Origin of the sequence: Pontibacter beigongshangensis (assembly GCF_014332515.1) — a bacterium.
In the GTDB taxonomy this organism is placed as follows: domain Bacteria; phylum Bacteroidota; class Bacteroidia; order Cytophagales; family Hymenobacteraceae; genus Pontibacter; species Pontibacter beigongshangensis.
Genome location: NZ_VFSD01000013.1, coordinates 131171 through 157277, shown reverse-complemented (window position 1 = coordinate 157277; position 26107 = coordinate 131171). Strand labels below are relative to the sequence as shown.

Genomic DNA, 26107 nt, shown 5'->3' with positions numbered 1-26107 from the left:
TTCGTCTGAACCCTGATTTAAAGGATTTTCTTGATTAACCTGATTCTAAATTATTCCAATGAAAATGTCCCTCCGGAGGTGAAGGCGCGACACAGGACGCAGGACACAAGTATCTGGATTTTTGTAGCATGGCACTCGTATCACGTAGCACGACATGGGGCTCCTGGCTATAGATCAGCTGTCTGTTAAGCTGGACTTCTAAATTAAATTCCCGATCTCCAAATCAACCATTTAACAAGTAAACTATTTAGCAATCAACAACTAGCCTCCAACAACCAGCAATTATTCTAATGAAAACGGCCCTCCGGAGCTGGTTTTCTATTAAATGGACTGGGTGGTCTCTGGTAGCAACTGCAGCAATTTAAAACAAAAATGCCCCGACTGTTACTGTCAGGGCATTTTTGTTTTTATTGTTTTGCTTCTGAATTACAGGATCAGCATCACGTCGCCGTAGCTGAAGAAGCGATATTTTTCTTTTACGGCCATCTCATAGGCCTTCATCACCAGTTCGTAACCACCGAAAGCGGCCGTCATCATGAGCAGGGTAGACTCCGGCATGTGGAAGTTGGTAACCAGGCTGTTGGCAATTTTGAAATCGTAGGGCGGGAAGATAAAGCGGTCTGTCCAGCCATCGTTCGGTTTCAGGCGGCTGTTGGCCGACACCGAAGACTCCAGGGCGCGCATGGTGGTGGTGCCGATAGAGCAAACACGCTTTTTGTTGTCCAGCGCCTTGTTCACCATCTCGGCCGTGGCGGCGGGCACCATAAAGTTCTCCGAGTCCATTTTGTGCTTGGTCAGGTCTTCCACATCTACCGGGCGGAAAGTACCCAGGCCCACGTGCAGCGTGATCGGCGTCACATCCACTCCCTTAATTTCGAGGCGCTTGAGCACCTCTTTCGTAAAGTGAAGTCCGGCGGTAGGGGCCGCCACAGCGCCCACGTTTTTGGCGTACACGGTTTGGTAACGCTCTTTATCTTCCGGCTCGGCCTCACGCTTTATGTATTTTGGAAGCGGGGTTTCGCCCAGGTCGTTTATGGTTTTATAGAATTCCTCGTCGGTGCCATCGAACAGGAACTTGATGGTACGGCCACGGGAAGTAGTGTTGTCGATTACCTCGGCTACCAGATCGCTCTCGCCAAAGTACAGCTTGTTGCCAACGCGAATCTTGCGGGCAGGGTCTACGAGCACGTCCCACAGGTGGATGTCTTTGTTGAGCTCACGCAGCAGAAACACTTCGATCTTAGCGCCTGTTTTCTCCTTGTTGCCATACATGCGCGCCGGGAAAACTTTGGTATCGTTCACCACCATCACATCGCCATCGTCGAAATACTCCAGGATGTCTTTAAAGATTCTGTGCTCAATCTTGCCGGTGTCGCGGTGCAGCACCATCATACGGGACTCGTCGCGATTTGGGGAAGGATGGTTGGCCAGAAGCTCCTGTGGCAACTCGAATTTAAACTCTGATAACTTCATAGAATATCACGGTATCTTAATGTGTTGCTTATTTATTACTTTCCGATGACTGAGCGCATCGAAATATTTTATTATTTTGCAGAACAATAAACAGGGTCGGTCCCCTGTTTTACCTTATTGGCTGGTCAGCTCTGCTTTTAAAAAATTGTTGCAAAGATACGCTTTTTATCTGACATGGCCGTAAAAATATGCTTTTTTAGCTGTGAATGAGCCATTCCCCTGTTCCATTCTAACTACTACTCCTGCCCGCTCTATTCGCTTTGTTGGTTACAATTATTCTAATGAAAACTGCCCTCCCAGCCCAATTGCTGCTCCTGCCACTGCTGCACCTTAAAAAACGACCTTCAGGCAGCGCATGTTTAAGTTAAATATTATTAATTTAACAGAATTACAAACTCCCTGATACATCTGCCTCAGCACATGATATACCTGCGCCTGATCATCGAAAGCTTCCGTTTTGCCTGGCAGGCACTGAAATCAAACCTGCTGCGCACCATCCTTTCCTTACTGGGGGTAACCATAGGCATTTTCGCCATCATCTCTGTTTTTACACTCGTAGATTCGCTGGAGCGAAACGTGCGCGATGCCATGAGCTTTGTGGGGGAGCGGGTGATTTATGTGCAAACGCAGCCCTGGTCTTTTGGCCCGGGCGGCCGGCCCTGGTGGGAGTACCTGCGTCGCCCGCAGCCCACAGCCCGGGAGTTCAGGCAGCTGGAGAGCAACTTAACCATGGCCGAGGGCATTGCCATTTTCTCTGAGCGGGGCGGCATAACAGTTAAGTTCCGGAACAGCAGCTACGCCAACGCCTTCCTGTCTGGGGCCACGTACGACTTTAACAAGATCAGAGAAATTCCGATAGAAGAAGGCCGCTACTTTGTGCCACAGGAAATAGAATCGGCACAGAATGTGGTTATTATAGGCCATGCCATTGCCGAGACCCTGTTCCCGAACCAGGACCCTTTGGGCAAGCAGGTAAAAATCAATGGCCACCAGTTCATGGTGATCGGGGTGATGGAGAAGCAGGGCGAGAACATGTTTGGCATGCCGAACGCCGACAAGCAAGGCATAATTCCGTTCGGTGCTTTCAGCAAGATGTACACTACCGGGCCCAAAGGAGTGTATGCCACCATCGGCCTAAAGGGGCGCGAAGACGACCAGGGGCTGCAGGAGCTGGAGTACGAAACGCAGGGGCTGCTGCGCAACATCCGTGGGCTCAGGCCCCGCGACGAAGACAACTTTGCCCTGAACCGATCTGAGATGGTGGCCGAACAGGTTAGCAGCCTCTTTGGCGTTATAAGTGTGGCCGGCTGGGTTATCGGGGGCTTTGCCATTTTAGTAGGAGGTTTTGGCATTGCCAACATTATGTTTGTTTCGGTTAAGGAACGGACCAACATCATCGGGATACAAAAATCGCTGGGGGCCAAAAACTTCTTCATCCTGTTCCAGTTCCTGTTCGAGTCGGTGTTTCTGAGCGTGTTAGGAGGCGGATTTGGTATTTTGCTGGTGTTTCTGCTCACCCTTATCCCCCAGGACATGCTGGAGATAACGCTCTCTTTAAGCAACATCATACTGGGCCTTAGCGTATCGGCGGTGATAGGAATGCTTTCGGGCATTATTCCGGCTGTGCTGGCAGCCAACCTGGATCCGGTTATGGCGATCCGCTCAAAATAAAGTAGGGCACTAACCAGCAGAACAAGTATATTTAGCAGGAGCTTACTTGGTAACCCTCACGGCCCGGAACGGCGCCGGCAATTTATGTATAAGCAGGCAGTGCCGCTTTGAGCACTGCTATAGGAGCACGCCTCCTGAAGACGATTTAACTTATTATGACAAAACTCAGAAAGACAAGTAAAACCAAATTTAATGATGAGGCACTCAATACCGGCAGCGGCCAAACCATTTTGCAGCCCGACGCCAATCAGAACAAGGCCAAATCCATAACAGATCTGCGGGAGAGTGGCGAAACCACAGCCCCACCTGCCTCCGCAGAGGACATCCGTATTCGCAAAGCGTTTGTAGACAAAGACTGGAACGAAATAAAGATAGCTGACTCCTGGCAGATTTTTAAGGTGATGTCGGAGTTCGTGGAAGGGTTTGAGAAACTGGCTAAGATCGGCCCCTGCGTATCTATATTCGGGTCGGCGCGCACCAAATCATCTCATAAATACTACCAGATGGCCGAAGATATTGCCGCCAAGCTGGTGCGCCATGGCTACGGCGTTATAACGGGCGGTGGCCCCGGCATTATGGAGGCCGGCAACAAAGGCGCTCACTCCGAGGGCGGCAAATCGGTGGGCCTGAACATACACCTTCCCTTTGAGCAGTTCAACAACATCTACATCGACTCAGACAAGCTCATCAACTTCGACTACTTTTTTGTGCGCAAGGTGATGTTCGTGAAATATGCGCAGGGCTTTATCGTGATGCCGGGCGGCTTTGGCACCCTCGATGAGCTTTTTGAGGCGATTACGCTGATCCAGACAAAGAAAATAGGCGCTTTCCCGATCGTGCTGGTAGGCCGCTCTTTCTGGGACGGGCTGCTGCAATGGGTATCAGACGTGATGCTGGATATGGAGAGCAACATCAGCCCGGAAGACCTGGAACTGGTACACATTGTAGACGACGCCTCGGAGGCCGTGAAGATCATCGACGATTTTTACAGCAAATACCTGCTGTCGCCCAACTTTTAATTTTATTTCTTACTTTCTCTTTACATACAGATGGGCAGGCCAGTGAGGCCTGCCTTTTTTATACATCATGATTATACTGCCAGAATTCCCATTTTCATCTGAAAAATACGGGCAATATTCTGCGCCTTAAATTTAATATCCTCAGCTTTTTCGCCTTTAAACAAAGCGTCTACTGTAGCTGTAAACAAGGTTACCCATCTGTCGAAATGCTGTTCATCTATCGGCAGCCGCAGGTGCTTGGGGAAAGGCTGGCCTTTATAGGCCATAGACCCGAACAGCACCGTGCTCCAGAAGCTGTACATAACCGGCAGGTGCGCCTCCCAGTCTACCTGCGCAAACTCATTAAAAACGGGGCTCAGCAGCTCATCTCGATTTACCTGCCCGTAAAAGCTGTCCACCAGAATCCTGATGTCTTCTTCCTTCTCTATATCTCTCATAACTGTACCTCCTTCTGCCACACCTGTAGCCAGCCATCATTATTACTAATGGCTGTAAGTTACGGCATGGCAACCTTGCGTAAAATGACTAATATCAGTAATGCCAAAAAAGTAACATGAGTCGCTGAAAGTCGTTTTCATTCAAAACGCTTACCTTCAACACCAAACTACAGTACACCCTAGCAGCATGGCCGATAACCGTTCCATTATACTCGACTGCTCCCTTAAACTGTTTGCGGCAAAAGGCTACGATGCCGTGGGCGTGCAGCAGATAGTGGAGGCCGCCGGCATCAAAAAGCCCACCCTCTACCATTACTTCGGCAGTAAAAGAGGTCTGCTGGAAACACTGATGCAGGAGCAGTTTACTCCTTTTATGACGCAGCTCAGGAGTGTGGCAGCCTATACCGGTGATCTGCCCCTTTCGCTGCGGCAGGTGGTGGTGTGTTACTTTGAGTTTGCCATGAGCCAGCCGACATTGTACCTCATGCACCTGGCGGCCTGGTTTGCCAATCCCGAAAATGAGGCCTCCCTGGTTATTACGCCCTTTATACAGGAGCAGCACCAGCTGCTGGAGACCATGTTTCAGGAGGCGGTAAAGGACCACGGCAACATGCGGGAACGGCACAAAGTATATGCGGCCACCTTCCTGGGCATGATTAACACTTACCTAGTGCAGGCGTTGCACGGGCAGCTGAAACTAAACGAGCAGGCGGTAAAACAGGTAGTGCAGCAGTTCTCTTACGGCATCTATTCCTGAGTTTCTGGAAGAAAAAGGAACTATAACAGTTTAAGTATTGTACCGAACGGTATGCACAATATGTAAACTTCACTCATGAACACAACCAGACCTGCCTGGGCTACCGAGGCTACCTTCTACCATATTTACCCGTTAGGCTTGAGCGGAGCATCGCTGCAAAACGATTTAAGTTCCTCCCCCATCCCCAGGCTCGCCTCATTGAAGCACTGGGTAAACCACCTCTCCTCGCTCGGTTGCGATGCACTTTACCTGGGGCCGCTTTTTGAGGCTGGCACGCATGGCTACGACACAGTTGATTATTATACCGTAGACCGCCGGCTGGGCACCAACAGCACATTGGCCGAAGTGGTGGCCCATTTCCATGCCCATGGCATCCGGGTTGTTCTGGATGGCGTTTTCAACCATGTGGGGCGTGATTTCTGGGCTTTTAAAAACCTGCAGGCCGATGGCGAAAGCTCCTCTTTCCGGCACTGGTTTGCCGGCGTAGACTTTAGCCGCCGCAGCCCTTACGGCGATGCCTTTGTCTACGAAGGCTGGAACGGCCATTACAACCTGATAAAGCTTAACCTGCAGCACCCGGAGGTGCGGGCGCACTTGTTTGAGGCCGTGAAAATGTGGGTGCAGGAGTTCGGCATAGATGGCCTCCGGCTGGACGCCGCCGATGTAATGGACCACGACTTTCTGCGCGACCTCGCCTCCTATTGCCGGAGCCTCCGTTCCGATTTCTGGCTGATGGGAGAAGTGATCCACGGAGATTACCGCCGCTGGGCAAACCCAGGCATGCTCCACTCCACCACCAACTATGAATGCTACAAGGGCCTGTACTCCAGCCATAACGACCGCAACTACTTTGAACTGGCCTTCTCCTTAAACCGCCTGTTCGGAGCACAGGGCATTTACAAAGATTTATCGCTCTACAACTTTGCCGACAACCACGATGTGAACCGCATTGCCAGCACACTCAGGAACCCGGCGCACCTCTACCCGCTCCATGCACTGCTCTTTACCATGCCCGGCATTCCATCGGTGTACTACGGCAGCGAGTGGGGCATCAGCGGCACCAAATTACCTCACACCGACGCTCCCCTCCGTCCGGCCATTGCCTCTCCAGATGCTATTGGCCAGGCGCCACACCCCGAACTGGCAACTGCCATCCGGCAATTTGCCGGCATCAGGAAGCAAAGTAGCGCCCTGCGCCAGGGCACCTATGAGCAGGTGTTTGTAGCTCACGAGCAGTTTGCCTTTGCCCGCCGCTCGGCGCATGACCATGTGCTGGTGGCTGTAAATGCGGCCGATGCTCCGGCAAAACTGCTCCTGACAGTAGATTTGCCGGACGGAAGCCTGTTCACGAACCTGCTCGACCAGCAGCAGTACCGGGTACAGCACAAGACCCTGCCCATCGAACACCTGCCTGCCCACTGGGCCTGCATCCTGCAGCAGCAGTAGTAGTAAGGCAAGCAGAGCATGGTCAGATTTCAGCTCTGATGAATTCTGAGCCAGAGGAGCGCTCAGGCAAGCTGCGGGCACCACTTAAAAGCACCACCACTGCACTAACCTACATGGCAGCCGCCACCGTATATGGCATTATGGGATTAAAAGAGCTACTCAGCAGAAAAGCCAGGACAGAATTAAGAAAAGCCATCAAGCTTAAAAAGCAGCAGAACATGGAGATCCGCGATAGCCTGGCTATGGAGCGGACCAAGCTGGCCAATGAGCGCACCTTTCTGGCTTACGAGCGAACAGCCATGGCCATGGTGCTCGGCGGGCTCACCTTTATCAAGCTTTTCGATGATATTATTTATGTTGCTCTGGGCATACTCGCGATTCCGGTAGGAGTTGGCATAGGCGTGTACGGCTACATGCGCTTCAGCAGAAAGAAAAGTGAAATATTGCACCATACCCGTGCCTATACCCCTACCAGCCCCGTGCTGGCCGAGGTAGACGCCCAGGAGAAAGAAGAGCAGAGCCCCGCACCAAAGGCTTAAGTCCAGGAAAATAGCTGGCTGGAGCAGCAGCAGCAGAAAAAAGCACCTCTGGAGGGCCTTTTTGATTAGAATAATTGTTCAATGTGCTAATGATTTGATTTGGAGATAAAATGCCGGAGCAGGCGTTAAAGCGAACAGCTCTTAACTTCCTGGTTCAGACCCAAAAAAGTCTATTATCTGTTATCTGACATCTATAAGGAGCATCAGCAGTTATGCCTGCCTCCGGAAGGGCCTTTTTATTTCAATAATTGTGCTGTAACTGATCAACTCCCAGTACTGTAAAGCCTTGTGTTATCATACAGCTTGCCTTTTACTTAGTTTAACACCTCTAAAATGTACTTTTATGGCCGACCACGCAAAAAAGGAGATCAAGAAGCTCCGGAAGAAACTGAAGGTACAGGAGAAGAAGAACACCGAGATACGCGACAGAATGGCTATGGAACGGACGATCTTTGCGAACGAACGCACCCTGATGGCTTACCTGCGGACCTCCCTGGCGACCATGGCAGGTGGTTTTGCAGCCATTAAGCTCTCTAATGACCTTTACCTTAAAATTACTGGCTTTATGCTTTTGCCGGTTGGGATCATACTTGCCATATATGCTTTTTACAGATATCGGCAAAAGCAAAAGACAATCACCACCCATCACGAAGCGTACATTCCCACAAGTCATCATCATGCCAGCCTGCACGAGAAAGAAGTTGCAGGTTATGGCAATATAGATTAAGCCCGGTCTTATCCTGTTTTTTGTCTACCACTTTTCCATTAGAAGCAGCCTGGTTACAAATCGGCCGCCCTCCGGAGGCCAGGGGCAAGGCGAAGAATAAATATAAAATACAACCTGAAGCAACTAAACCTATTTCCGCCAGACGCTGTTAAGAAGGGTTAGCGTGTTTCACAGCGAAACACTGGTAAATTTTGTACCTTTGCTTTTTAAAATCAACATATTCTGAATGGCTTTTAACCAAGAGCAAACTGATAACGCGGGCCTCGCTACGGCTGCTCCCACACTTAACGGGGAGGCGCAGCAAATAGAGGTTTATGGCGCCCGTGAACATAACCTGAAAAACGTTACCTTAAAGCTGCCGCGCTATAAGCTGGTGGTTTTCACGGGCATCAGCGGCTCCGGCAAGTCGTCGCTCGCCTTCGACACGATTTACGCCGAAGGGCAGCGCCGCTACATGGAGACCTTCTCGGCCTATGCCCGTAGTTTTATGGGCGGCCTGGAACGACCTGATGTAGATAAGATCGAAGGGCTGTCGCCGGTGATCTCTATCGAGCAGAAAACCACCAGCCGCAACCCCCGCTCCACGGTGGGCACCATTACCGAGATTTACGACTTTATGCGCCTGCTTTGGGCCCGCACCGCCGATGCCTTCAGCTATGTAACCGGCGAGAAAATGGTGCGCCAGAGCGACGACCAGATCGTGCACCACATCATGGAGCATTTCGACGGCAAGCGTTTGGTAATACTGGCACCGGTGGTGAAAGGCCGCAAAGGGCATTACCGCGAACTGTTCCAGCAGATCCGCAAGATGGGCTTTATACGCGCCCGCGTTGATGGTGAACTCGTAGAGATCAGCCCTAAAATGCAGGTAGACCGCTACAAGATACACGACATCGAAATCGTGATCGACAAGATTGTAGTAAAGGAAGACGACCGCTTCCGCCTCTCCAGCTCCATCCAGAACGCCCTGACACATGGCAAAGGCATGGTGCTGGTCATGGATGCCGACACAAATCAGACGCACTTTTTCTCGCGCCACCTCATGGACCCGGCCACCGGCATCGCCTACGACGATCCGGCTCCGAACTCCTTCTCCTTTAACTCCCCCTACGGCACCTGCCCTGTGTGCAACGGCCTGGGCGAGATTCAGGAGATTACCGAAGAAACCGTTATCCCGGACAAGAGCCTGAGCATACGCCGCGGCGGCATAGCACCGCTCGGTGAGTACCGCGACATCTGGATATTTAAGCAGGTAGAGGCGCTTTTCAAATACTTCAAGGTATCAGTTGCCACCCCTATCAAAGACCTGCCGGAGCATGTGCTAAAGGTCCTGCTCTATGGTTTGGAGGAAGATCTGGAGGTAAACACCAAGAAAGGCAACTACATTATTGAGTTCGAAGGCATCATCCATTTCCTGAAAAGCCAGATGGAGTCCGATTCCGACAACATCCGCGCCTGGATTGAAGATTATACCCAAACCACCACCTGCCCCGAGTGCAACGGCTATCGCCTTAAAAAAGAATCGCTCCATTTTAAGATCGATGGCAAAAATATTGGAGAGCTCTCAGTAGTAGATATCAATAAACTGGCTGCCTGGTTCCATAACCTCGAAGACAGGCTGAGCGAGCGCCAAAATACCATTGCCAGGGAACTGCTGAAGGAGATACGGAAGCGCATTGGCTTTTTGCTCGATGTGGGCCTCGACTACCTGAGCCTGCACCGCCCCGTACGCACCCTGTCCGGTGGCGAGAGCCAGCGCATCCGGCTGGCCACGCAAATAGGAACGCAGCTGGTAGGCGTGCTCTATATTATGGACGAGCCTAGCATTGGCCTGCACCAACGCGACAACGAGCGCCTGATAAACGCCCTGAAAGACCTGCGCGACCTTGGCAACTCCATTATTGTGGTGGAGCACGACAAAGACATGATTATGCAGGCCGACTATGTGGTAGACATTGGCCCTGGAGCCGGCATACACGGCGGTCAGATCGTTACGGCAGGCACGCCAGCCGAAATGATGGAGGCCGGCACCACTACAGCCAACTTCCTGAGCAATCGCCGCGGCATAAAAGTGCCGCGCGTAAAACGGCCCGGCACCGGTGAGTGGCTGAAGCTGAAAGGCGCTACCGGCAATAACCTGAAAAACGTAACGCTGAAGCTGCCATTAGGCAAAATGATTTGTGTAACAGGCGTATCGGGTAGTGGCAAGTCGTCGCTCATCCACGACACGCTGTACCCGATCCTGAACCAGCACTTTTTCAGGGCCAAACGTGAGCCGCTGCCTTACAAAAGTCTGGAAGGGCTGGAACTGATAGACAAAGTAATTGAGGTAGACCAGTCGCCGATTGGCCGCACGCCACGCTCCAACCCGGCCACCTACACCGGTGTGTTCGGTGAGATACGGTCTTTGTTCGCTTCGCTGCCAGAAGCCAAAATAAGAGGCTACTCCCCCGGCCGCTTCTCTTTTAATGTGAAAGGCGGACGTTGCGAGGCCTGCGAGGGAGCCGGTATGCGCACCATCGAGATGAACTTCCTGCCGGATGTGTATGTGCCCTGCGAGGTCTGCAAAGGCAAGCGCTACAACCGCGAAACCCTGGAAGTGCGCTTTAAAGGCAAGAGCATTACCGATGTGCTGGACATGACAGTAGAGAAAGCCGTGGAGTTTTTTGATAACCAGCCACGCATTCTCCGCAAGATTGCCACGCTCAACGACGTGGGCCTTGGCTACATTACGCTGGGGCAGCAGGCTACTACCCTATCGGGTGGCGAGGCGCAGCGGGTGAAACTGGCCACAGAACTGTCGAAGAAAGATACCGGCAAAACACTTTACATTCTGGATGAGCCTACCACGGGCCTGCACTTCCAGGACATTGAGCACCTGACCGACGTGCTGCACAAACTCACGGATAAAGGCAACACCGTCCTGATCATAGAGCACAACCTCGACCTGATAAAAATAGCCGACCATATTGTTGATATCGGCCCCGAGGGCGGCGAGGCTGGCGGAACCATAGTAGCCTGGGGAACTCCGGAAGAAGTAGCTGCCTCTGGCAAGGGTTATACCTCCCGGTTCCTGGCCGAAGAGCTCAAAACCAGCCATTACCTGCCTGAGGAAGAGCAGGATGTGTAACAAGACTCCTTTGTTCCATACAGGTGGTTAAGCACTCGGACCGGCATTTGAAATCTGAAGCTGTAAACTCCTGCCCATAGTCAACAAAGAAGCCGCTACTGAATTAGTAGCGGCTTCTTTGTTGACTTAAAAGCCTGCGTTTTGTAGCTAACGTTCCTTCTAAGAGAAGTGTTTTTTAGATATCCCGAACCTTTTCTCCCAGCGCCTCAGCCAGTTGCAGGTGCTGCTGCAACAGGGGTACCTGCCTGGAGGCATACTGCTTCACCTCCATGGTTTGGCCGTTCTCTGCCAGATCCTCATGCCGTTTCAGCAAGGTGCGGCTCTCCTCCACTATGGTTTTGATATAAGACAGATCAAAGGGAAGTCCGGAGCGGCTGGCAACGTTATCGTATGTTTTTTGGTGTGCGGCGCCCAGTTCTGCAGGCAGCACAAAATTGCTTTGGCTGGCCATGCTCTGGAGTTCATTCGTCATGCGGCCATGGTCTGACAACATGCGCTGGGCCAGGTTTTTAACCTCCGGGCTCACGGCCTGGCCTTCTGCCAAAGCTGCCAGCTGCACCTGCAGCATGTTGGCGCTGGCGGCCTCTGCCACAAACAAGGCATCGTTGCCCATGTTCTGCACACCTGCCTGCTCAAACTGCTGCACACTCTGCTCCATGGCCTGCTGTATGCTGTCGTTTGGGGTGCAGCTACTGAGTGCAAAAATTAGACTTAGTATAAGGAAAGGAGTAAATTTTCTGCTCATGGTGTTTTCCATAAACCGGCAGCATCTGCAGGTAATCCCTACAGATGCTGCCGGCTGAAGTGAATCTGGTTATTACTATCTGCTGGGTGTGGCCCGGTTCGTGTTGGTGCCCGTGGTGTTGTCCAGGGTCTCGTCTAGCTTTTTGGCGTGCTCATGGTGCTGTTGCAGTACAGGCAGTGTTTTAGCAGCAAAGGCCTTTACCTCAGCATCTTCCAAATCTTCAGCTGCATCCTCAAACAGACCTACCGCCTCTTCATGTGCATCGACCATGGCCTCCATGTATTCCTCATCAAACTCGGCTCCTTTTTTCGATTGCAGGCTTTGCAGTTTGTCTCTGTGCTCGCTGCTCATGCTGTCGGGAAGGGTAATGCTCTTTTTCTGGGCAAGCGCCTTCAGTTCCTTGCTGGCTTTCTCATGGTCTGTCACCATTTGGCCGCCAAACTTTTTAACTTCGGCGTTCTGGCCCATCTTCTGCGCCAGTTTACCAGCCTCGATCTCGAACATGCCATCGCTGGCGGCGCGGGTCATAAAGTCAGACTGGTTTATTTTGGGGTCCTCCATAGAAGTATCCTCAAAGGCCTGTTCGTTCGTTTCCTGTGCCTGGTCCACACTGTCTTTGTTTTCTGAGCTGCACGAAGCTGCTCCAAATAGAAAGGCGGCACCCATACATGCGGTTAATGCTAACTTTTTCATAGTTTTATAGACTGTTAATAATACAAATTCTTATCTTAAATTTACTTAATATACGCCCTTCCGGATAAGTAGTTCTGCCTGCTGCTAATGCTGTGGCCCACAAGCCGGCCTTAGGCTGCCCCTGCTCCGGTTGCCGGCCGCAAACAGCGAGAAGCAAAATGCAGAAAATAACAGCTAATGCTGCAAAGTAGCCTATCTTTGAATGCTGCAGGGTTCTGCCAGGGAATTTCCGGCTGATAAAACTATGACCGATTATTTTAACGTATACGTACCTTTAAGCTCCCGTAAATTACCTTACAACGGCCTTCCAATCAGCTTCATCATAACCAAATCATACCATTTATGGCTTTATTTTCAAGAAATCCGATAAGCTGCCTCCTCCTGTTTCTGCTGATGCTCCCCCTGCTGCACGCACAGGCGCAGGAGCAGGATGCCACTGATGCCAGGTTTGAGGCACCTGCCGACCCAGCCCATGACAAAGTGCTGAAGCTGCACCCCGCCCAGCTTGGCCTTGGCGAGCTATATGTAGGCTATGAGCGGTCCCGCACAGGTTATGTGAGCAATGAGATCGGCCTCAGCTACATTTATCGCATTTACCTGCAGGATGGCGACTCCAGGACCTCGCGCGACCTGCCGGTAAATACCTACGGGGTCGGTATCCGGATGAGCCAGCGGAACTACACGTCTAAAAAGGGGAACGCGCCCTTCGGTTTTTTCTACGGCCCTGCGTTTGGCTATCGGTTTTTACTTTTTGAAGACAGCAGCTATGAACTATTCGGCTTGCCTGAACCCAGCCAGACCGACCCCAATGCCCGGTATGTGGGGCGGCTTTACCTGAACACTTTTGATTTGAGCTACCAACTGGGCGGCCAGTTCCGGCTGAACCGGCACCTGACCTTAGAAATAGCCGGTGGCCTTGGTGCCCGCCTCAAATATGCCTACGCCCGCGATGCCAACAAACTGCTCGAAGGCCTGTTTGTAGGAGAAAAGCTCATCAGCGACTCCAATGGTTTGGTGTTGGTTACTCCGCTGCCGCAGCTTAAGCTTTCGGTGGGTTATTCATTTTAAAAGCCTTTACAGAAGCATTCCTGTCCGTTTTTTAGTTGGCTTCGCTGACCATGGCCAGCACAGCGATACAAAGAGGAGGGCATGCCAGAAGCTATTGCGTTCAAACCAAATTATTCTAATGAAATTGCCCCCCCGGAGGCAAAAGGAGACGCAGGACACAGGACATCCGAAAGAAGACTTTTTTGTTAGCGTCAGGTGGTTAGTTGTTAAGAGTTAAACGTTTTTTTGAAGTATAGTCTGGTCATTCATCTCCGAAGTTCTGAATTAACCATGCAGCCATTTAACAATCAACAACTAATAGCCCGCAATTATTCCAATCAAAAAGCCCCTCCAGAGCTGCTGTTGCTCTGCCTGCCTTGGTTATGTTACCCCCCTTTAAACCTGGGCTTCCGTTTTTCATGAAAGGCGGTCACGCCCTCCTGGTAGTCTTCGGTGTTTCCGGCAATTTTCTGGCAATAGGCTTCGTATTCCAGCATCTCCTCCAGCGAGGAACTGAATGACTTGTTCAGCATCTTTTTCATCAGGCCGATGGCTTTGGTCGGTGCCACGGCGTAGCGGGCAGCTAACTCCGCCACGGCCTCATCCAGCTCTTCTGGCGCCACCACTTTGTTGACCATGCCCCATTGCAGCGCCTCGGCTGCCGTCACTTTAGATCCCAGCGTGCTTAGCTCAAAGGCCTTGAGGGAGCCAACCAGACGGGGCAGAAAAAAGGAGGACCCTGAGTCGAGCACCAGGCCTATGTTCACAAATACTTCTATCATGCTGGCGGTGGCCGAGGCCACAATAAGGTCGCAGGCCAGCGCCAGGGAGCAGCCCGCTCCTGCCGCCACACCATTTAGCCTGCAAATAATCGGCTTCGGCAGCTGGCGCATGGCCCTGATAATCGGGTTGTAGCGCTTCTCCAGCGACTCCGACAGGTCACGCTTATCGGCAGTGGCGGCCGCTTTGAGATCCTGCCCAGAGCAAAAAGCCTTTCCTGCGCCTGTCAGCACCACCACCCGCACCTGCTCATCGCGGGCCACCTGTTTCAGGGCATCCTGCAGCTCGTAGCTCTGCTGGTCGTTAAAAGCATTAAACACATCGGGTCGGTTCAGCATGATGGTGGCCACCCCACCTTGTACATCATAAAGAAGGCATTCGTAGGTCGTCATAGGTTTTGCTTGCTATTGGTTATGATCTGCTTTTACATCTAAGCTCCTCGATACGGATGGTTGCACATGTCCCTTTTCGGGCACTATGTCCGAAAAGGGACAATCTGGGCAAGGTCTTGCTCCCCGTGCGGCAGAAGTGCAGCCATTTTTTTTTGCCGGTTCAGGCAAGGGCATGCAACGCTTTCAAGATTTTTCAGGTCCTGCTTATTACAGGAGATATTCTGGCATTTTTATAGAAATAAATTATATTAAAACGTACTATAATTTAATTATCAGCATTATTCTTGTTTCTGTTCATATGCTGTTGCAGCTGCCTTATGCTTACATACGGGCAAAGCTGGTTTTATCTTTAAAACTATGAGAAATTCAGATGGATGTCTTTAGATGGCAGGTTGCTGTTTTGCTGCAACCCTAAAGGAGTTTTTAGTACTGGTATAACCGCAAAACAGAAAAGCACCTACTATGATTGCCTGTGTAAACCTATTGTCTCTATTTTCTGAAGGAGCCTGTCGGTTGCTACTTGTCAAGAACTCCTAGAACCTAAACTCCCTCACCTGCTGCTGTCAATAAGTGTTTCTAAGAAAATGTTATGGAAATCAGCATGAAAAATAAATATTTATAATGCAAATAAAATTTCTTAAATTCATATTTTTAATTACTCTCTCCACAACGCCACCAGTATGTTCGTGCCGTTTTTTTAGCATCTGTTTAGTTTAAAATTATTTTAATCAAACCTAAATTTTTTACTATGAAAAGAGTTCTAATCGCTTTGGCGAGCGCTTTCCTTACCCTGAATGGCTCCATCTGCGCCGCACAGCCCACTTTGGCAACAGCAGGAGAAAACCTTCAAAACAAGTTCCTGCAAGCTGCTTTGGCAAAAAACATGGAGCACGCCAAGAGTCAGGCGCTGGCTACCATACGGGTTCCCACGCAGGAAACGCAGTACATCTGGAGTGCGGAGGGCGCAAGCTGGACACCGGTCGTGCACTACACCTACACCTACAACAACCAGGGGTTGTGGCAGACAATTACTGAGCGCTCTTTAATCACAAACCAGGAAACTGATAGAACAATCGACATTGTTTACGACGCGCAGGGCCGCCAACTGGAGAGCATTCACCAAGCTTGGAACAACGCGTGGGTAAACGAAACCCGTTCCCGGAACGAGTACGATGCCCAGAGCGGACAGCCCAAGCTGAGCACCGAGGAAGAGTGGCGAAACAACAGCTGGCAGTTGGAGAGCGGCACCCGCTACACCTACACGACCGGCACCGGCAATCGCGTTGAGCAGACGCTGACCGAGTCATATGAATCGGGAGCATGGGTCAACAGCAGCAGGACCGTGAACACCTTCAGTGGCTCAGGCACGAACCCAGTCACCAGCACTACCTCCGAGTGGGATAATGGCGCCTGGGTTGTTACAGACCGGACAACAGATATCACCTACTATGAGAACGGGCAGGTTAAAAGTTATATAGAAGAAGTGTATGATGAGGAGGAGGAAGCGTGGGTAAAGTCTCAGTATACCCTTACGTATAGCGAAGACGCAGCCAAGAACACCTCTACCATCACCATCGTGCAGGCGGACATGGTTGGGGAGAATTGGGTGCCGGCCTCCCGGACCAGCATTGTCACCCTCACCACCGGCGAGACGTATCTGGGTGCGCAGTCATTCTCTGAACTGAAGAGCGAATTTGCGATCGGGAACGAGTGGATGCTGGCGTTCCACCTTCTGGCAGAGATTACCCGCGATGCCAACGGCAACATTACAGAGCTTATTGCCAAAAATTACGACCTAGAGACTGAGGCATATGAGAACCTGACCCGCTTTGTCTACAGCGATTTTATAAACCTTAACACCACTTCTGCAGAGAACGAAGTGTTAGCCTCGGCGCTGCAGCTGTACCCGAACCCCACACACGACAACCTCAGCATAGCACTGGACCTTAGCAAGGTACAGGGTGCCAGCCTGAGCATCCATAACCTTACCGGCCAGAAAGTGTTGGAGCTTGCCAGTCTGCGCGGCGAAACCGTTGTGGACCTGGGCCATCTGCCAAGCGGCGTATACATGGTGCGCGTTACAGGCACCAACAAGGCCGGTATCACCAGAAAGATTGTGAAACAATAGAAGCTCCTGATGCGCTTTCATATAGCCAGCAGCAGCAGGAGCAGCAAGCTCCGGAGGGCCTTTTTGATTAGCATAATTAGTTTCCGGCAGTTGCTGCTACACCTGCCCCTCCTGTAATCTGCCCTAAGTAACGGCACAGTCCCCAAAGCAAAAGCTCCTGCCATAGCTGGCAGGAGCTTTTGCTTTGGGGACTGTGCCTACTAGTTTAAAGTGCCAAACCTGCTGCTGCCAGGGCCAGCAGCAGGCCACTCCCAAAGCCGGCATACACCTGCGCCGGCGTGTGCACATGCAGCGAAAGCCTGGCCGACAACACAGCGCCGGCAATAAAAATTGCCACTGCCAACGGCGGCACCATGTAAGTGTCTGCTGAGAGCCTGCTCAGCACCAGCAGCAGCCCCAGAGCCCCACCCATACCCACACTATGCGCACTTATTTTCCAGAACAGCGATATGGTAAAGGTAAGAAACACGGAGGTGGCCAGTATCACCATGATCACGAAAAAGAGCCGGTCGAAGGCATTTCCGCTGTGCAGCAGGTAAGCCGTGACCGCATAGCACACGCCGGTAAACAGCAAGGGAAGGCTGCGCTGCTCCCGCCGCTCCATCTCCAGCGAGTCTACTTGGCCAGAACGCACCATGGTGTAGGCCCCCAGCCCCGGAATAATAAACGTCGTAAAAAAGATGAGGCTCAGCACCATCCAGCGGGCTTTTACCGGCAGCGACAGCACAGGTGCCGGCAGGTAATAAAACAGGAAAGCAAACAGGTAAGTAGGCAGCAGCAGCGGGTGAAAAACGACCGACAACACTCTGGCAAGGGTACGACTCACAACTTTTTGAAATTAGGAATTAGCTTGGATGTGTGTAGATCAGTTAAAAAGCAAGAGGCACGTACAAAGTAACAACATAGCGCCTGAAATGTTTCAGCGATGCCGCGGCCGTTAGAAACATCAGCATCTAAACAAACGGGTTGTAAACCCAGGCACTTTTCTTTATGAGGTTTAATTGCTGTACCTACATCTAAGCCAGCCGCATCTACCTTTTGTTTTCTTACCTGCTCCTATTCCGGAATGTTCAGAAGGAGGCACTACAGCTCTTTGCGGAGGCGGGCTACCGGAATGTTGAGTTGCTCGCGGTATTTGGCCACGGTGCGCCGGGCAATGTTGTAGCCTTTGTCGTTGAGCATTTTCTCGATCTTCTCGTCCGATAAGGGCTTGCGCTTGCTTTCCTTGTCGATGATCTCCTTCAGGATGTGCTTTACCTCGCGGCTGCTGGCATCCTCGCCGGAGTCGGTGGCAATGCCCTCGGAGAAGAAATACTTGAGCGGGTAGATCCCAAACTCGGTCTGCACGGCTTTGCTGTTGGCTACGCGGCTCACGGTGCTGATGTCCATGCCGATGTCTTCGGCAATGTCTTTCAGGATCATGGGGCGCAGCAGGCTTTCATCGCCCTCCACAAAAAAGTCGTGCTGGTATTTTATGATAGACTCCATGGTGCGCAGCAGGGTGTTCTGCCGCTGCCGGATGGCGTCAATAAACCACTTGGCCGCATCGAGCTTCTGCTTCACAAACGTCACCGTCTCCTTGAGCTTCTTGTCCTTCTTATCCGATTTCTCATAGGCATCGAACATATCGGCGTAGGAGCGGCTGATGCGCAGGTCCGGGGCATTGCGGGAGTTGAGCGAGAGCTGCAGCTGCCCGTTCTCGTTGGTGAGTATAAAGTCCGGGATTATATATTGTACTCGGGTCATGCCGGCTCCGGCGCCGCCTGGCTTGGGGTTCAGCTTTATGATCTGGTCTACGGCATCTTTCAGCTCCGCATCCGACACGCCGAACTTTGCCTGTATCTTGTGGTAGTGCTTTTTGGTGAACTCGTCGAAGGCTTCGGAGATAATGCGCTCCGCCAGGCGGGTGGTGCTATCCTGCTCGCGCCGCTGCAACTGTAGCAGCAGGCACTCGGGCAGGTCGCGGGCGGCAATGCCGGCCGGGTCGAAGGTCTGGATCATCTGCAGCACCTGCTCTATCTCTTCCTCAGAGGTCTCTATGTTCTGCGAAAAAGCAAGGTCGTTGGCGATAGAGCTCAGCTCGCGGCGTATGTAGCCGTCGCTGTCTATGCTGCCGATCAGCTGCATGCCAATGGCAAACTGCTTATCGTCGAGGCTCAGGAAGCCCAGCTGGTCGAGCAGGTTATCGGTAAGGCTGGTGGTAACGGCAATTGGCATTTCGCGGTCATCGTCATCGTCGCCGCCACGGTCGCCCTGCATTTTGTAGCCACTTATCTCGTCTTCGTTAATATAATCTTTTATATCAACGTCGTCCTTGCCGTAGTCATCCTCTCCTTCGTAGTCGTCGCCTGAGGCATCGTCGTAGGTATCGGTGTCGCCTTCCTCGCGGCCTTCTTCCAGGGCCGGGTTTATCTCCATTTCCTCTTTTATGCGCGCCTCCAACTCTACAGTAGGAATCTGCAGCAGCTTGATGAACTGTATCTGCTGCGGCGATAGCTTCTGTGATAAAAGTTGTCTTAAATCGAGTCGCTGCATAGGGTATAAACTAATCTGGATGTATGGTACACACCTTCAAATTTAGGATAATTTTACTCTCATTTACAAAAAAGGTTAAAATATCGTTACTTTGAAGGCTGGTAGACAGCTGCCAGGCGGCATACAGGCAAATGCAGCCTCGACCAGCCGGCCACAGTGGCCGAGGCCGCATAAATTTCAGTTTTAAAAATCGCCATACGCTATTAACATACAGATGCAACGCATAAAAATTAAAGAACTGCTCACCGGTGCCGAAGTAGGCAACGAGGTGCTGCTTAAAGGTTGGGTGCGCTCCAAGCGCGGCAACAAATACGTGAACTTTATCGCCGTGACCGACGGCTCCACCATACAGAACCTGCAGGTTGTGGCCGATGCCGAGAAGTTTCCGGAGGAGACGCTGAAAGATGTGACCACCGGCGCGAGCGTGGCCATTTCCGGCGAGCTGGTAGCCTCGCAGGGCAAAGGACAGGCTTACGAAGTGATCGCCAAGACTATTGAGGTACTTGGCAAGGCCGATCCGGAGACGTACCCGCTTCAGAAAAAAGCGCACTCGCTGGAATTCCTGCGCGAAATTGCGCACCTGCGTTTCCGCACCAACACGTTCGGGGCGGTGTTCAGGGTCCGTAACACGCTGGCTTTTGCGGTGCACAAGTTCTTTAACGAACGCGGCTTTGTGTACATGCACACGCCCATCATCACGGCTTCTGACGCAGAAGGCGCCGGCGAGATGTTCCATGTGACCAACTTTGACCTCGACAATCTACCCCGCACCGATGACGGCAAGATCAACTACGAAGAGGACTTCTTCGGTAAGGCCACTAACCTTACCGTATCGGGGCAGTTGGAGGGAGAGCTGGCAGCCATGGCCTTCAGCGACATCTACACCTTTGGTCCTACCTTCCGTGCCGAAAATTCCAACACCGCCCGCCACCTGGCCGAGTTCTGGATGATCGAGCCCGAGATGGCCTTTTACGACCTGCAGATGAACGCTGACCTGGCCGAGGAGTTTATCCGCTACGTGATCCGCTACGCTATGGAGCAGAACCGCGAAGACCTGGAGTTCCTGGCACAACGCCTGGCAGAAGAAGACAAGACCAAGCCGCAGCAGGAGCGCCAGGAGATGAGCCTGCTCGAAAAACTGGAGTTTGTGGTAAGCAACCAGTTTGAGCGCATCACCTATACCGAGGCCATCGACATCCTGGTGAACTCGCCTGCTTATAAAAAGAAGAAATTCCAGTATGAGGTGGCCTGGGGCGTAGACCTGCAGAGCGAGCACGAGCGCTACCTGGTAGAGAAGCACTTTAAGAAACCGGTTATTGTGACCAATTACCCCAAAGACATAAAATCGTTCTACATGCGCCTCAACGACGATGGCAAAACCGTGGCCGCCATGGACATTCTGGCCCCCGGCATCGGCGAGATTGTGGGCGGCTCGCAGCGCGAGGAGCGCCTGGAACTGCTGACCCAGCGCATGGACGAGATCGGCATTCCGAAAGAGGAAATGTGGTGGTACCTCGACACGCGCCGCTACGGCGGCTGCCCGCATGCCGGCTTCGGCCTTGGCTTTGAGCGACTGGTGCAGTTTGTAACAGGCATGGGCAACATCCGCGATGTGATTCCTTTCCCTCGCACACCAAAGAACGCGGAGTTTTAAGGTCGGCCGATACAGAAAAAGCCCGATATCCAAATCGGCTTTTTCTGTATCGGCTAATAGGATGCTGTTTGCTTTCTCGAAGTTCTTTTGGCAGAAGAGGCTTTTCAATTGTAAAACCAATTACCCAATCAGGCTCAAAACACAATCTCTTCCCGCGTACCTACTCACCCCCTGATTCAGACAAAAGTCTTAAATTTAACATCTATCATCAGCACCATAAAAGAGCAGCAGCAGAATCCGCTGGAGGGCGTTTTTGATTAGAATAATTCAGAAACAGACCCTTTTCCTGCTACTTAACCCGCCCCGGCAGTACCAGCCTGGATGCACTTGCCTAAAAACCGTCTTTAAGCATTCGGGATAAATATGTAACCTGAGCATAATAGCCGGACGTTGGGGCGAACGAAGTGTGAGGCCGGTTTCCCTTACACCTGGTCGGATTTTATACATGCTCTCACATCTTCACGCTCCGCAAACCGGCAGCAAATAACTAAATTAGCAGGATTAAGTATTACTAACTCCTGAACCAACAACCTGTTACTACGACGGCTGCTACCGAATGAACTACTCCAATACCCTTGCCTTTGCCAAGGAGCAGGACCAGAAAGATCCGTTCCGGCACTTTAAAGACCGATTTTACGCGCCGCAACTAAACAAGCAGGACGCTATTTACTTCTGCGGCAACTCCCTCGGCCTTCAGCCCAAATCGGCCCAGGCCTATTTAGATCATGAAATGCAGAACTGGGCCGACTTTGCCGTAGAAGGCCACTTTAAAACCGACACACCCTGGCTACACTACCACGAGCTGCTGACAGAGGCAACAGCACGGGTGGTGGGAGCAAAACCGCTGGAGGTAGTGGTCATGAACAGCCTGACCGTGAACCTGCACCTGATGCTGGTGTCGTTTTACCGGCCACAGGGCAGGCGCTTCAAGATAATAACAGAGGGGGCTGCCTTCCCATCAGACCAGTACGCGCTGGAGTCGCAGGCCAGGTTCCATGGCTATAACCCTGAGGAGGCAGTGGTGGAGCTGTTTCCACGCCCAGGCGAGCACACACTCCGCACCGAAGACATACTGGCCAGTATAGCGGAACACAGTGAGGAGCTGGCGCTGGTCATGATGGGCGGCATTAATTACTATACCGGCCAGCTGTTCGACATGGAGGCCATTACCAAAGCCGGCCATGCCGCAGGTGCCATGGTAGGGTTCGATCTGGCCCATGCTGCCGGCAACGTGCTGCTGCACCTCCACGACTGGCATGTGGATTTTGGCGTATGGTGCACCTACAAATACATGAACTCCGGCCCTGGCGGCACATCAGGGGTGTTTGTGCACGAGCGCCACGCCCGCAACGCTGCTCTGCCACGTTTTGCCGGCTGGTGGGGCCACGATGCAGAAGAGCGTTTCCAGATGAAGAAGGGGTTTAAACCTATGCCTGGTGCGGCAGGCTGGCAACTGAGCAACGCCCAGATCCTGCCCATGGCCGTGCACCGCGCCGCGCTGGAGCTTTTTGATGAGGCAGGCATGAATAATCTGCGTAAAAAGAGCGAGCAGCTAACAGGCTTCCTGGCATTTCTGATAGATGAGATCGGTGCCGACAAAAGCCGGCTCGAAGTAATTACACCCCGCGATCCTCAGGCACGCGGTTGCCAGTTGTCGCTGCTGGTAAGGCAGGATGCCCGTCTGCTCTTCGACCTGCTCATGCAGGCCGGCATTATTGTCGATTTCCGTGAGCCGGATGTTATAAGGGTGGCGCCAACACCACTTTACAACAGCTTTGAAGAGGTATACCGGTTCGCCGAGGTGTTACGGTTTTGCCTTTCCAGGAAATCATGAAGCGTAAAAGCTTAGGGCCAGAAAGTCAGAGGCAGAAGATGCGGAAGACGGTTTTCTTTGGCCACCAGGAATAAGGGACTTTGGTTATGCTGTGGCGGCAGAACTGTGGGAGGGGCTTTTTGATTGAAATAATTGGCATTTTGTTTCTCTGTTCGTGCGCTGGTGGGTGGAGGCTTGTGCCTGAGAGCTGGCCGGCACGAAAGCTTTGCACAGCCACATAAGGTATTATTTTACATCAACTGGCAGCAGATGAACTTCCGGATCGAATACATTGATGGCGCGCCACCGTACTTTCTGTACCAACTTGCCCATAGAGTTTCTTTCTTGGGCGGTGAAATGCTACTTTTGTTATTAGAGATGCTAAGCCTGAAGACAATACGCTACTTTTTTAGATTACCTCTAATGGCCATAATGCTGCCCAATGCTCCCTAGCGTAACACTTGGGGCACATGCCTGGTGTAACCAGTTCCAGGAGCCGGTGAGATGACGCCCCAGCCCATAATTTCTATAAACGGAGTCGGTTATCTGATAGCTGTTTCCGCCTCTGGAGGGCTGTTTTCATTCAAATAATCTGTTTTTCAGACCAGTAGCGCCTATATAGCCTTCATAGTCAGGCTGTACCCATTAAGGGGTGGCACATTTTCGATGCATCTGCCATCGCCCGTACCGCCCAGACTACCAAAAGCTTATTCTTCCTTTTAGCCAGACAGGCTGGCATCGGCCCCGCTTCTGCCGTATGTATTCATAATTGAACATTAATTTGCACTTGCGGCCTATTGCCCCAAGTGCTCTTTCGAAGTCATCAAACAGATCAACCATAAAATTAAATGGCACACTTACCGCACTTAGTTACAGATTTGGGCTTAATCCTCGGGGCAGCGGGCATCATGACCCTTCTATTCAAAATGCTGAAGCAGCCGCTGGTGTTGGGTTATATTCTGGCGGGGCTGCTCGTGGGGCCTCACGTCTCGATCTTTCCTACCATCAGCGAGGTCGAAAATATTAATATATGGGCTGAGATCGGGGTTATTTTCCTGCTTTTCAGCCTCGGGTTGGAGTTTAGCTTTAAGAAGCTGGTAAAAGTGGGAGGCGCCTCCTCTATTATGGCGCTGGTGGAGGTGGTGGTCATGCTGCTGCTGGGCTACCTGGCGGGCAAGCTCATGGGCTGGTCCACGATGGACAGTATTTTCCTGGGTGGCATTCTGTCCATCTCCTCCACCACCATCATCATCAGGGCTTTTGACGAGTTGGGCGTTAAGTCGCAGCGGTTTGCAGGGCTGGTGTTTGGCGTGCTGATTGTGGAGGACCTGGTGGCCATCCTGCTGATGGTGCTGCTCTCTACGCTGGCCGTGAGCCAGCAGTTTGCAGGCTCCGAAATGCTGGCAGCGGTGCTTAAGCTGGCCTTCTTCCTGATTGTGTGGTTCCTGGCAGGCATCTTCCTGATCCCGACGTTCCTCAAAAAGGCCAGCAAGCTCATGAACGACGAAACCCTCCTGATCGTGGCGATTGCCCTCTGCCTGCTCATGGTCATACTGGCAGCGCAGGTAGGTTTTTCGCCGGCACTGGGTGCTTTTATCATGGGCTCTATTCTGGCAGAGACAACGAAGGCAGAAAAGATAGAGCACCTGATAGCATCAGTAAAAGATCTGTTCGGCGCCATATTCTTCGTGTCGGTTGGTATTTTGATAGATCCTGCCATGATCGTGACGTATGCCGGGCCTATTGCCATTATTACGGTGGTAACGCTGGTAGGCAAGATGCTTAGTATTACGGGGGGCGCGCTTATTGCTGGCCAGGGCCTAAAAACTTCCATTCAGTCGGGCATGAGTGTTTCGCAGATTGGGGAGTTCTCCTTCATTATCGCCACGCTTGGCCTTACCCTGAAAGTGACCAGCGATTTTTTGTACCCGGTGGCGGTGGCCGTGTCTGCGATCACTACCTTTACCACGCCCTACATGATCCGGCTGTCGGAGCCGCTCTACAAATCGATCGAATCGGTGTTGCCGGCAAGGTGGATAGCCTCTCTTAATGCCTATAGCTCTGGTGCGCAAACCATCAACACCACCAGCGACTGGAAGCTGTTGCTGCGGTCTTATGCCATGAACCTGGTGGCGTATTCTGTTATCATTATCGCTATTGTGGTGCTCTCGGCCGAGTACCTGAATCCGTTTGTCATCGAAAATATAGTAAATGGAAACAGAGGCGATATCCTGACCACCTTCATCACACTTCTGTTCATGGCTCCTTTCCTGTGGGCGCTGGCGGTGCACCATCCGCAGAAAGAGGCGCAGGGCAGGATATGGGCCAACAAAAATTACCGAAGCCTGATTATTGTGCTGGAGTTTGCCAAAGTCGGCATCGCCATTCTTTTTATCGGGTTTTTGCTGCACCACTTCTTCTCGGTGCAGGTGGCTATACTGGTGGGGCTGGCCATAATCGGGCTGATGGCGGTCTTCTCCAAAAAGATCCAGAGCTTCTATATCCAGATCGAAAACCGGTTTATGTCGAACCTCAACGAGCGCGAGATCAGCGAAGCCGCCAAAATGCACCAAACCCTTACTCCCTGGGATGTGCACCTGACAAGTTTCGACATCCCGGCGGAGTCGGCTACTGTGGGCAAAACCTTGGGCGAGCTTGGCATCCGGGAGAAGTTTGGCGTAAATGTGGCGGTGATAGATCGGGGAGAGCGCACCCTGATGGCACCTACCCGGCACGAGAGAATCCTGCCAGGCGACAAGGTCTATATTTTTGGTACGGATGAGCAGTTAGAAGCCTTTAACGAATTCATCCTTGCAAAGGCCGAACCCGCCGCAGCCGGCACGCTCGACAAAGAAAACGTGAAGCTGCAGGGGCTCATGGTGTCGTCAGACTCGGTGCTGCTGCACAAAACCATCCGGGAATCGGGGGTGCGGGAGAAAACCCAAGGCCTGATTGTAGGCATAGAGAAGAACGGCGAAAGAATTCTGAACCCTGATTCTGAACTGGTATTTGAAGAGGGGGATATGGTTTGGATTGTGGGCAGCCCGTGGCGCATAAAGCAGCTGGAGGCAACTAAAGAGAAGGAGCGGGTTTAAGGTGCCGGCTGCCTGCCTTTGCCTCA

At 52.0% G+C, this 26107-nt stretch carries 20 protein-coding genes; 13 read left to right on the top strand and 7 right to left on the bottom strand.

Going from position 1 to position 26107, the window contains the following annotated elements; all coding sequences use genetic code 11:
* Positions 1-426: 426 nt before the first annotated feature.
* Entirely contained in the window at positions 427-1473 is a 1047-nt protein-coding gene (gene queA / locus FJM74_RS12260; protein WP_187262897.1) for a tRNA preQ1(34) S-adenosylmethionine ribosyltransferase-isomerase QueA, read from the bottom strand.
* A 420-nt stretch (positions 1474-1893) separates the two neighbouring features.
* Between queA and FJM74_RS12255 the strand changes: the two genes are divergently transcribed.
* Positions 1894-3144, top strand: a complete 1251-nt coding sequence (locus FJM74_RS12255; protein ID WP_187262896.1) for an ABC transporter permease — start codon at positions 1894-1896, stop codon at positions 3142-3144.
* Between the two features lie 155 nt (positions 3145-3299).
* Positions 3300-4163, top strand: coding sequence for an LOG family protein (locus FJM74_RS12250; RefSeq protein ID WP_187262895.1), 864 nt, complete (start codon positions 3300-3302; stop codon positions 4161-4163).
* A gap of 71 nt (positions 4164-4234) precedes the next feature.
* Here the strand turns inward: FJM74_RS12250 and FJM74_RS12245 are convergent, their stop codons facing one another.
* Positions 4235-4600: a group III truncated hemoglobin gene (locus FJM74_RS12245; RefSeq protein ID WP_187262894.1), complete on the bottom strand. Its 366-nt coding sequence runs from the start codon at positions 4598-4600 to the stop codon at positions 4235-4237.
* A gap of 187 nt (positions 4601-4787) precedes the next feature.
* Between FJM74_RS12245 and FJM74_RS12240 the strand changes: the two genes are divergently transcribed.
* The 5 genes from FJM74_RS12240 (at position 4788) to uvrA (ending at position 11199) form a co-directional block, all read left to right on the top strand.
* Positions 4788-5357 (top strand): TetR/AcrR family transcriptional regulator, encoded by a 570-nt coding sequence (locus FJM74_RS12240; RefSeq protein WP_187262893.1) that lies wholly within the window; start codon positions 4788-4790, stop codon positions 5355-5357.
* 75 nt (positions 5358-5432) lie between these two features.
* The gene (locus FJM74_RS12235; RefSeq protein WP_187262892.1) at positions 5433-6803 is read left to right on the top strand and encodes an alpha-amylase family glycosyl hydrolase; all 1371 of its coding nucleotides are present in this window, start codon (positions 5433-5435) and stop codon (positions 6801-6803) included.
* 38 nt (positions 6804-6841) lie between these two features.
* Positions 6842-7342 carry a DUF202 domain-containing protein gene (locus FJM74_RS12230; protein ID WP_187262891.1) on the top strand — a complete coding sequence of 167 codons (501 nt, stop codon included), beginning with the start codon at positions 6842-6844 and terminating at the stop codon, positions 7340-7342.
* A 343-nt stretch (positions 7343-7685) separates the two neighbouring features.
* Entirely contained in the window at positions 7686-8069 is a 384-nt protein-coding gene (locus FJM74_RS12225) for a YidH family protein (protein ID WP_187262890.1), read from the top strand.
* 226 nt (positions 8070-8295) lie between these two features.
* The gene (gene uvrA / locus FJM74_RS12220; protein ID WP_187262889.1) at positions 8296-11199 is read left to right on the top strand and encodes an excinuclease ABC subunit UvrA; all 2904 of its coding nucleotides are present in this window, start codon (positions 8296-8298) and stop codon (positions 11197-11199) included.
* 175 nt (positions 11200-11374) lie between these two features.
* On the opposite strand, the gene FJM74_RS12215 is transcribed toward uvrA, so the two are convergent.
* Positions 11375-11944 carry a DUF4142 domain-containing protein gene (locus FJM74_RS12215; protein WP_187262888.1) on the bottom strand — a complete coding sequence of 190 codons (570 nt, stop codon included), beginning with the start codon at positions 11942-11944 and terminating at the stop codon, positions 11375-11377.
* Between the two features lie 75 nt (positions 11945-12019).
* A complete protein-coding gene (locus FJM74_RS12210; protein WP_187262887.1) occupies positions 12020-12637 on the bottom strand; it encodes a DUF4142 domain-containing protein in 618 nt (205 codons plus the stop codon).
* Positions 12638-12979: 342 nt separating this feature from the next.
* Between FJM74_RS12210 and FJM74_RS12205 the strand changes: the two genes are divergently transcribed.
* On the top strand, positions 12980-13705 hold the full coding sequence (locus FJM74_RS12205; RefSeq protein WP_187262886.1) for an ABC transporter ATP-binding protein: 726 nt from the start codon (positions 12980-12982) through the stop codon (positions 13703-13705).
* A gap of 365 nt (positions 13706-14070) precedes the next feature.
* Here FJM74_RS12205 and FJM74_RS12200 read toward each other — a convergent pair whose 3' ends face one another.
* Entirely contained in the window at positions 14071-14856 is a 786-nt protein-coding gene (locus FJM74_RS12200) for an enoyl-CoA hydratase-related protein (protein ID WP_187262885.1), read from the bottom strand.
* Positions 14857-14941: 85 nt separating this feature from the next.
* On the opposite strand from FJM74_RS12200, the gene FJM74_RS12195 reads away from it, so the two are divergent.
* Together FJM74_RS12195 and FJM74_RS12190 are read left to right on the top strand one after the other, a co-directional pair.
* Entirely contained in the window at positions 14942-15217 is a 276-nt protein-coding gene (locus FJM74_RS12195; protein WP_187262884.1) for a hypothetical protein, read from the top strand.
* 387 nt (positions 15218-15604) lie between these two features.
* Positions 15605-16984: a T9SS type A sorting domain-containing protein gene (locus tag FJM74_RS12190; protein WP_187262883.1), complete on the top strand. Its 1380-nt coding sequence runs from the start codon at positions 15605-15607 to the stop codon at positions 16982-16984.
* A 205-nt stretch (positions 16985-17189) separates the two neighbouring features.
* On the opposite strand, the gene FJM74_RS12185 is transcribed toward FJM74_RS12190, so the two are convergent.
* On the bottom strand, positions 17190-17810 hold the full coding sequence (locus FJM74_RS12185) for a hypothetical protein (RefSeq protein WP_187262882.1): 621 nt from the start codon (positions 17808-17810) through the stop codon (positions 17190-17192).
* Positions 17811-18067: 257 nt separating this feature from the next.
* Positions 18068-19519: an RNA polymerase factor sigma-54 gene (rpoN, locus tag FJM74_RS12180; RefSeq protein ID WP_187262881.1), complete on the bottom strand. Its 1452-nt coding sequence runs from the start codon at positions 19517-19519 to the stop codon at positions 18068-18070.
* Between the two features lie 214 nt (positions 19520-19733).
* On the opposite strand from rpoN, the gene asnS reads away from it, so the two are divergent.
* The 3 genes from asnS (at position 19734) to FJM74_RS12165 (ending at position 26081) form a co-directional block, all read left to right on the top strand.
* The gene (gene asnS / locus FJM74_RS12175; RefSeq protein WP_187262880.1) at positions 19734-21173 is read left to right on the top strand and encodes an asparagine--tRNA ligase; all 1440 of its coding nucleotides are present in this window, start codon (positions 19734-19736) and stop codon (positions 21171-21173) included.
* 556 nt (positions 21174-21729) lie between these two features.
* Positions 21730-23007 (top strand): kynureninase, encoded by a 1278-nt coding sequence (kynU, locus tag FJM74_RS12170; RefSeq protein ID WP_187262879.1) that lies wholly within the window; start codon positions 21730-21732, stop codon positions 23005-23007.
* Between the two features lie 887 nt (positions 23008-23894).
* Positions 23895-26081: a cation:proton antiporter domain-containing protein gene (locus tag FJM74_RS12165; protein WP_241739098.1), complete on the top strand. Its 2187-nt coding sequence runs from the start codon at positions 23895-23897 to the stop codon at positions 26079-26081.
* Positions 26082-26107 lie beyond the last annotated feature (26 nt).

What these genes read in the sequence shown, in the direction of transcription:
- uvrA (WP_187262889.1), top strand. Translation starts at nt 8,296, where the DNA reads ATGGCTTTTAACCAAGAGCAAACTGATAACGCGGGCCTCGCTACGGCT.
- FJM74_RS12250 (WP_187262895.1), top strand. Translation starts at nt 3,300, where the DNA reads ATGACAAAACTCAGAAAGACAAGTAAAACCAAATTTAATGATGAGGCA.
- rpoN (WP_187262881.1), bottom strand. Translation starts at nt 19,519, where the DNA reads ATGCAGCGACTCGATTTAAGACAACTTTTATCACAGAAGCTATCGCCG.
- FJM74_RS12210 (WP_187262887.1), bottom strand. Translation starts at nt 12,637, where the DNA reads ATGAAAAAGTTAGCATTAACCGCATGTATGGGTGCCGCCTTTCTATTT.
- FJM74_RS12230 (WP_187262891.1), top strand. Translation starts at nt 6,842, where the DNA reads ATGAATTCTGAGCCAGAGGAGCGCTCAGGCAAGCTGCGGGCACCACTT.
- FJM74_RS12235 (WP_187262892.1), top strand. Translation starts at nt 5,433, where the DNA reads ATGAACACAACCAGACCTGCCTGGGCTACCGAGGCTACCTTCTACCAT.
- FJM74_RS12195 (WP_187262884.1), top strand. Translation starts at nt 14,942, where the DNA reads ATGTCCGAAAAGGGACAATCTGGGCAAGGTCTTGCTCCCCGTGCGGCA.
- FJM74_RS12255 (WP_187262896.1), top strand. Translation starts at nt 1,894, where the DNA reads ATGATATACCTGCGCCTGATCATCGAAAGCTTCCGTTTTGCCTGGCAG.
- FJM74_RS12240 (WP_187262893.1), top strand. Translation starts at nt 4,788, where the DNA reads ATGGCCGATAACCGTTCCATTATACTCGACTGCTCCCTTAAACTGTTT.
- FJM74_RS12225 (WP_187262890.1), top strand. Translation starts at nt 7,686, where the DNA reads ATGGCCGACCACGCAAAAAAGGAGATCAAGAAGCTCCGGAAGAAACTG.
- queA (WP_187262897.1), bottom strand. Translation starts at nt 1,473, where the DNA reads ATGAAGTTATCAGAGTTTAAATTCGAGTTGCCACAGGAGCTTCTGGCC.
- FJM74_RS12245 (WP_187262894.1), bottom strand. Translation starts at nt 4,600, where the DNA reads ATGAGAGATATAGAGAAGGAAGAAGACATCAGGATTCTGGTGGACAGC.
- FJM74_RS12200 (WP_187262885.1), bottom strand. Translation starts at nt 14,856, where the DNA reads ATGACGACCTACGAATGCCTTCTTTATGATGTACAAGGTGGGGTGGCC.
- asnS (WP_187262880.1), top strand. Translation starts at nt 19,734, where the DNA reads ATGCAACGCATAAAAATTAAAGAACTGCTCACCGGTGCCGAAGTAGGC.
- FJM74_RS12205 (WP_187262886.1), top strand. Translation starts at nt 12,980, where the DNA reads ATGGCTTTATTTTCAAGAAATCCGATAAGCTGCCTCCTCCTGTTTCTG.
- FJM74_RS12165 (WP_241739098.1), top strand. Translation starts at nt 23,895, where the DNA reads ATGACCCTTCTATTCAAAATGCTGAAGCAGCCGCTGGTGTTGGGTTAT.
- FJM74_RS12215 (WP_187262888.1), bottom strand. Translation starts at nt 11,944, where the DNA reads ATGAGCAGAAAATTTACTCCTTTCCTTATACTAAGTCTAATTTTTGCA.
- kynU (WP_187262879.1), top strand. Translation starts at nt 21,730, where the DNA reads ATGAACTACTCCAATACCCTTGCCTTTGCCAAGGAGCAGGACCAGAAA.
- FJM74_RS12190 (WP_187262883.1), top strand. Translation starts at nt 15,605, where the DNA reads ATGAAAAGAGTTCTAATCGCTTTGGCGAGCGCTTTCCTTACCCTGAAT.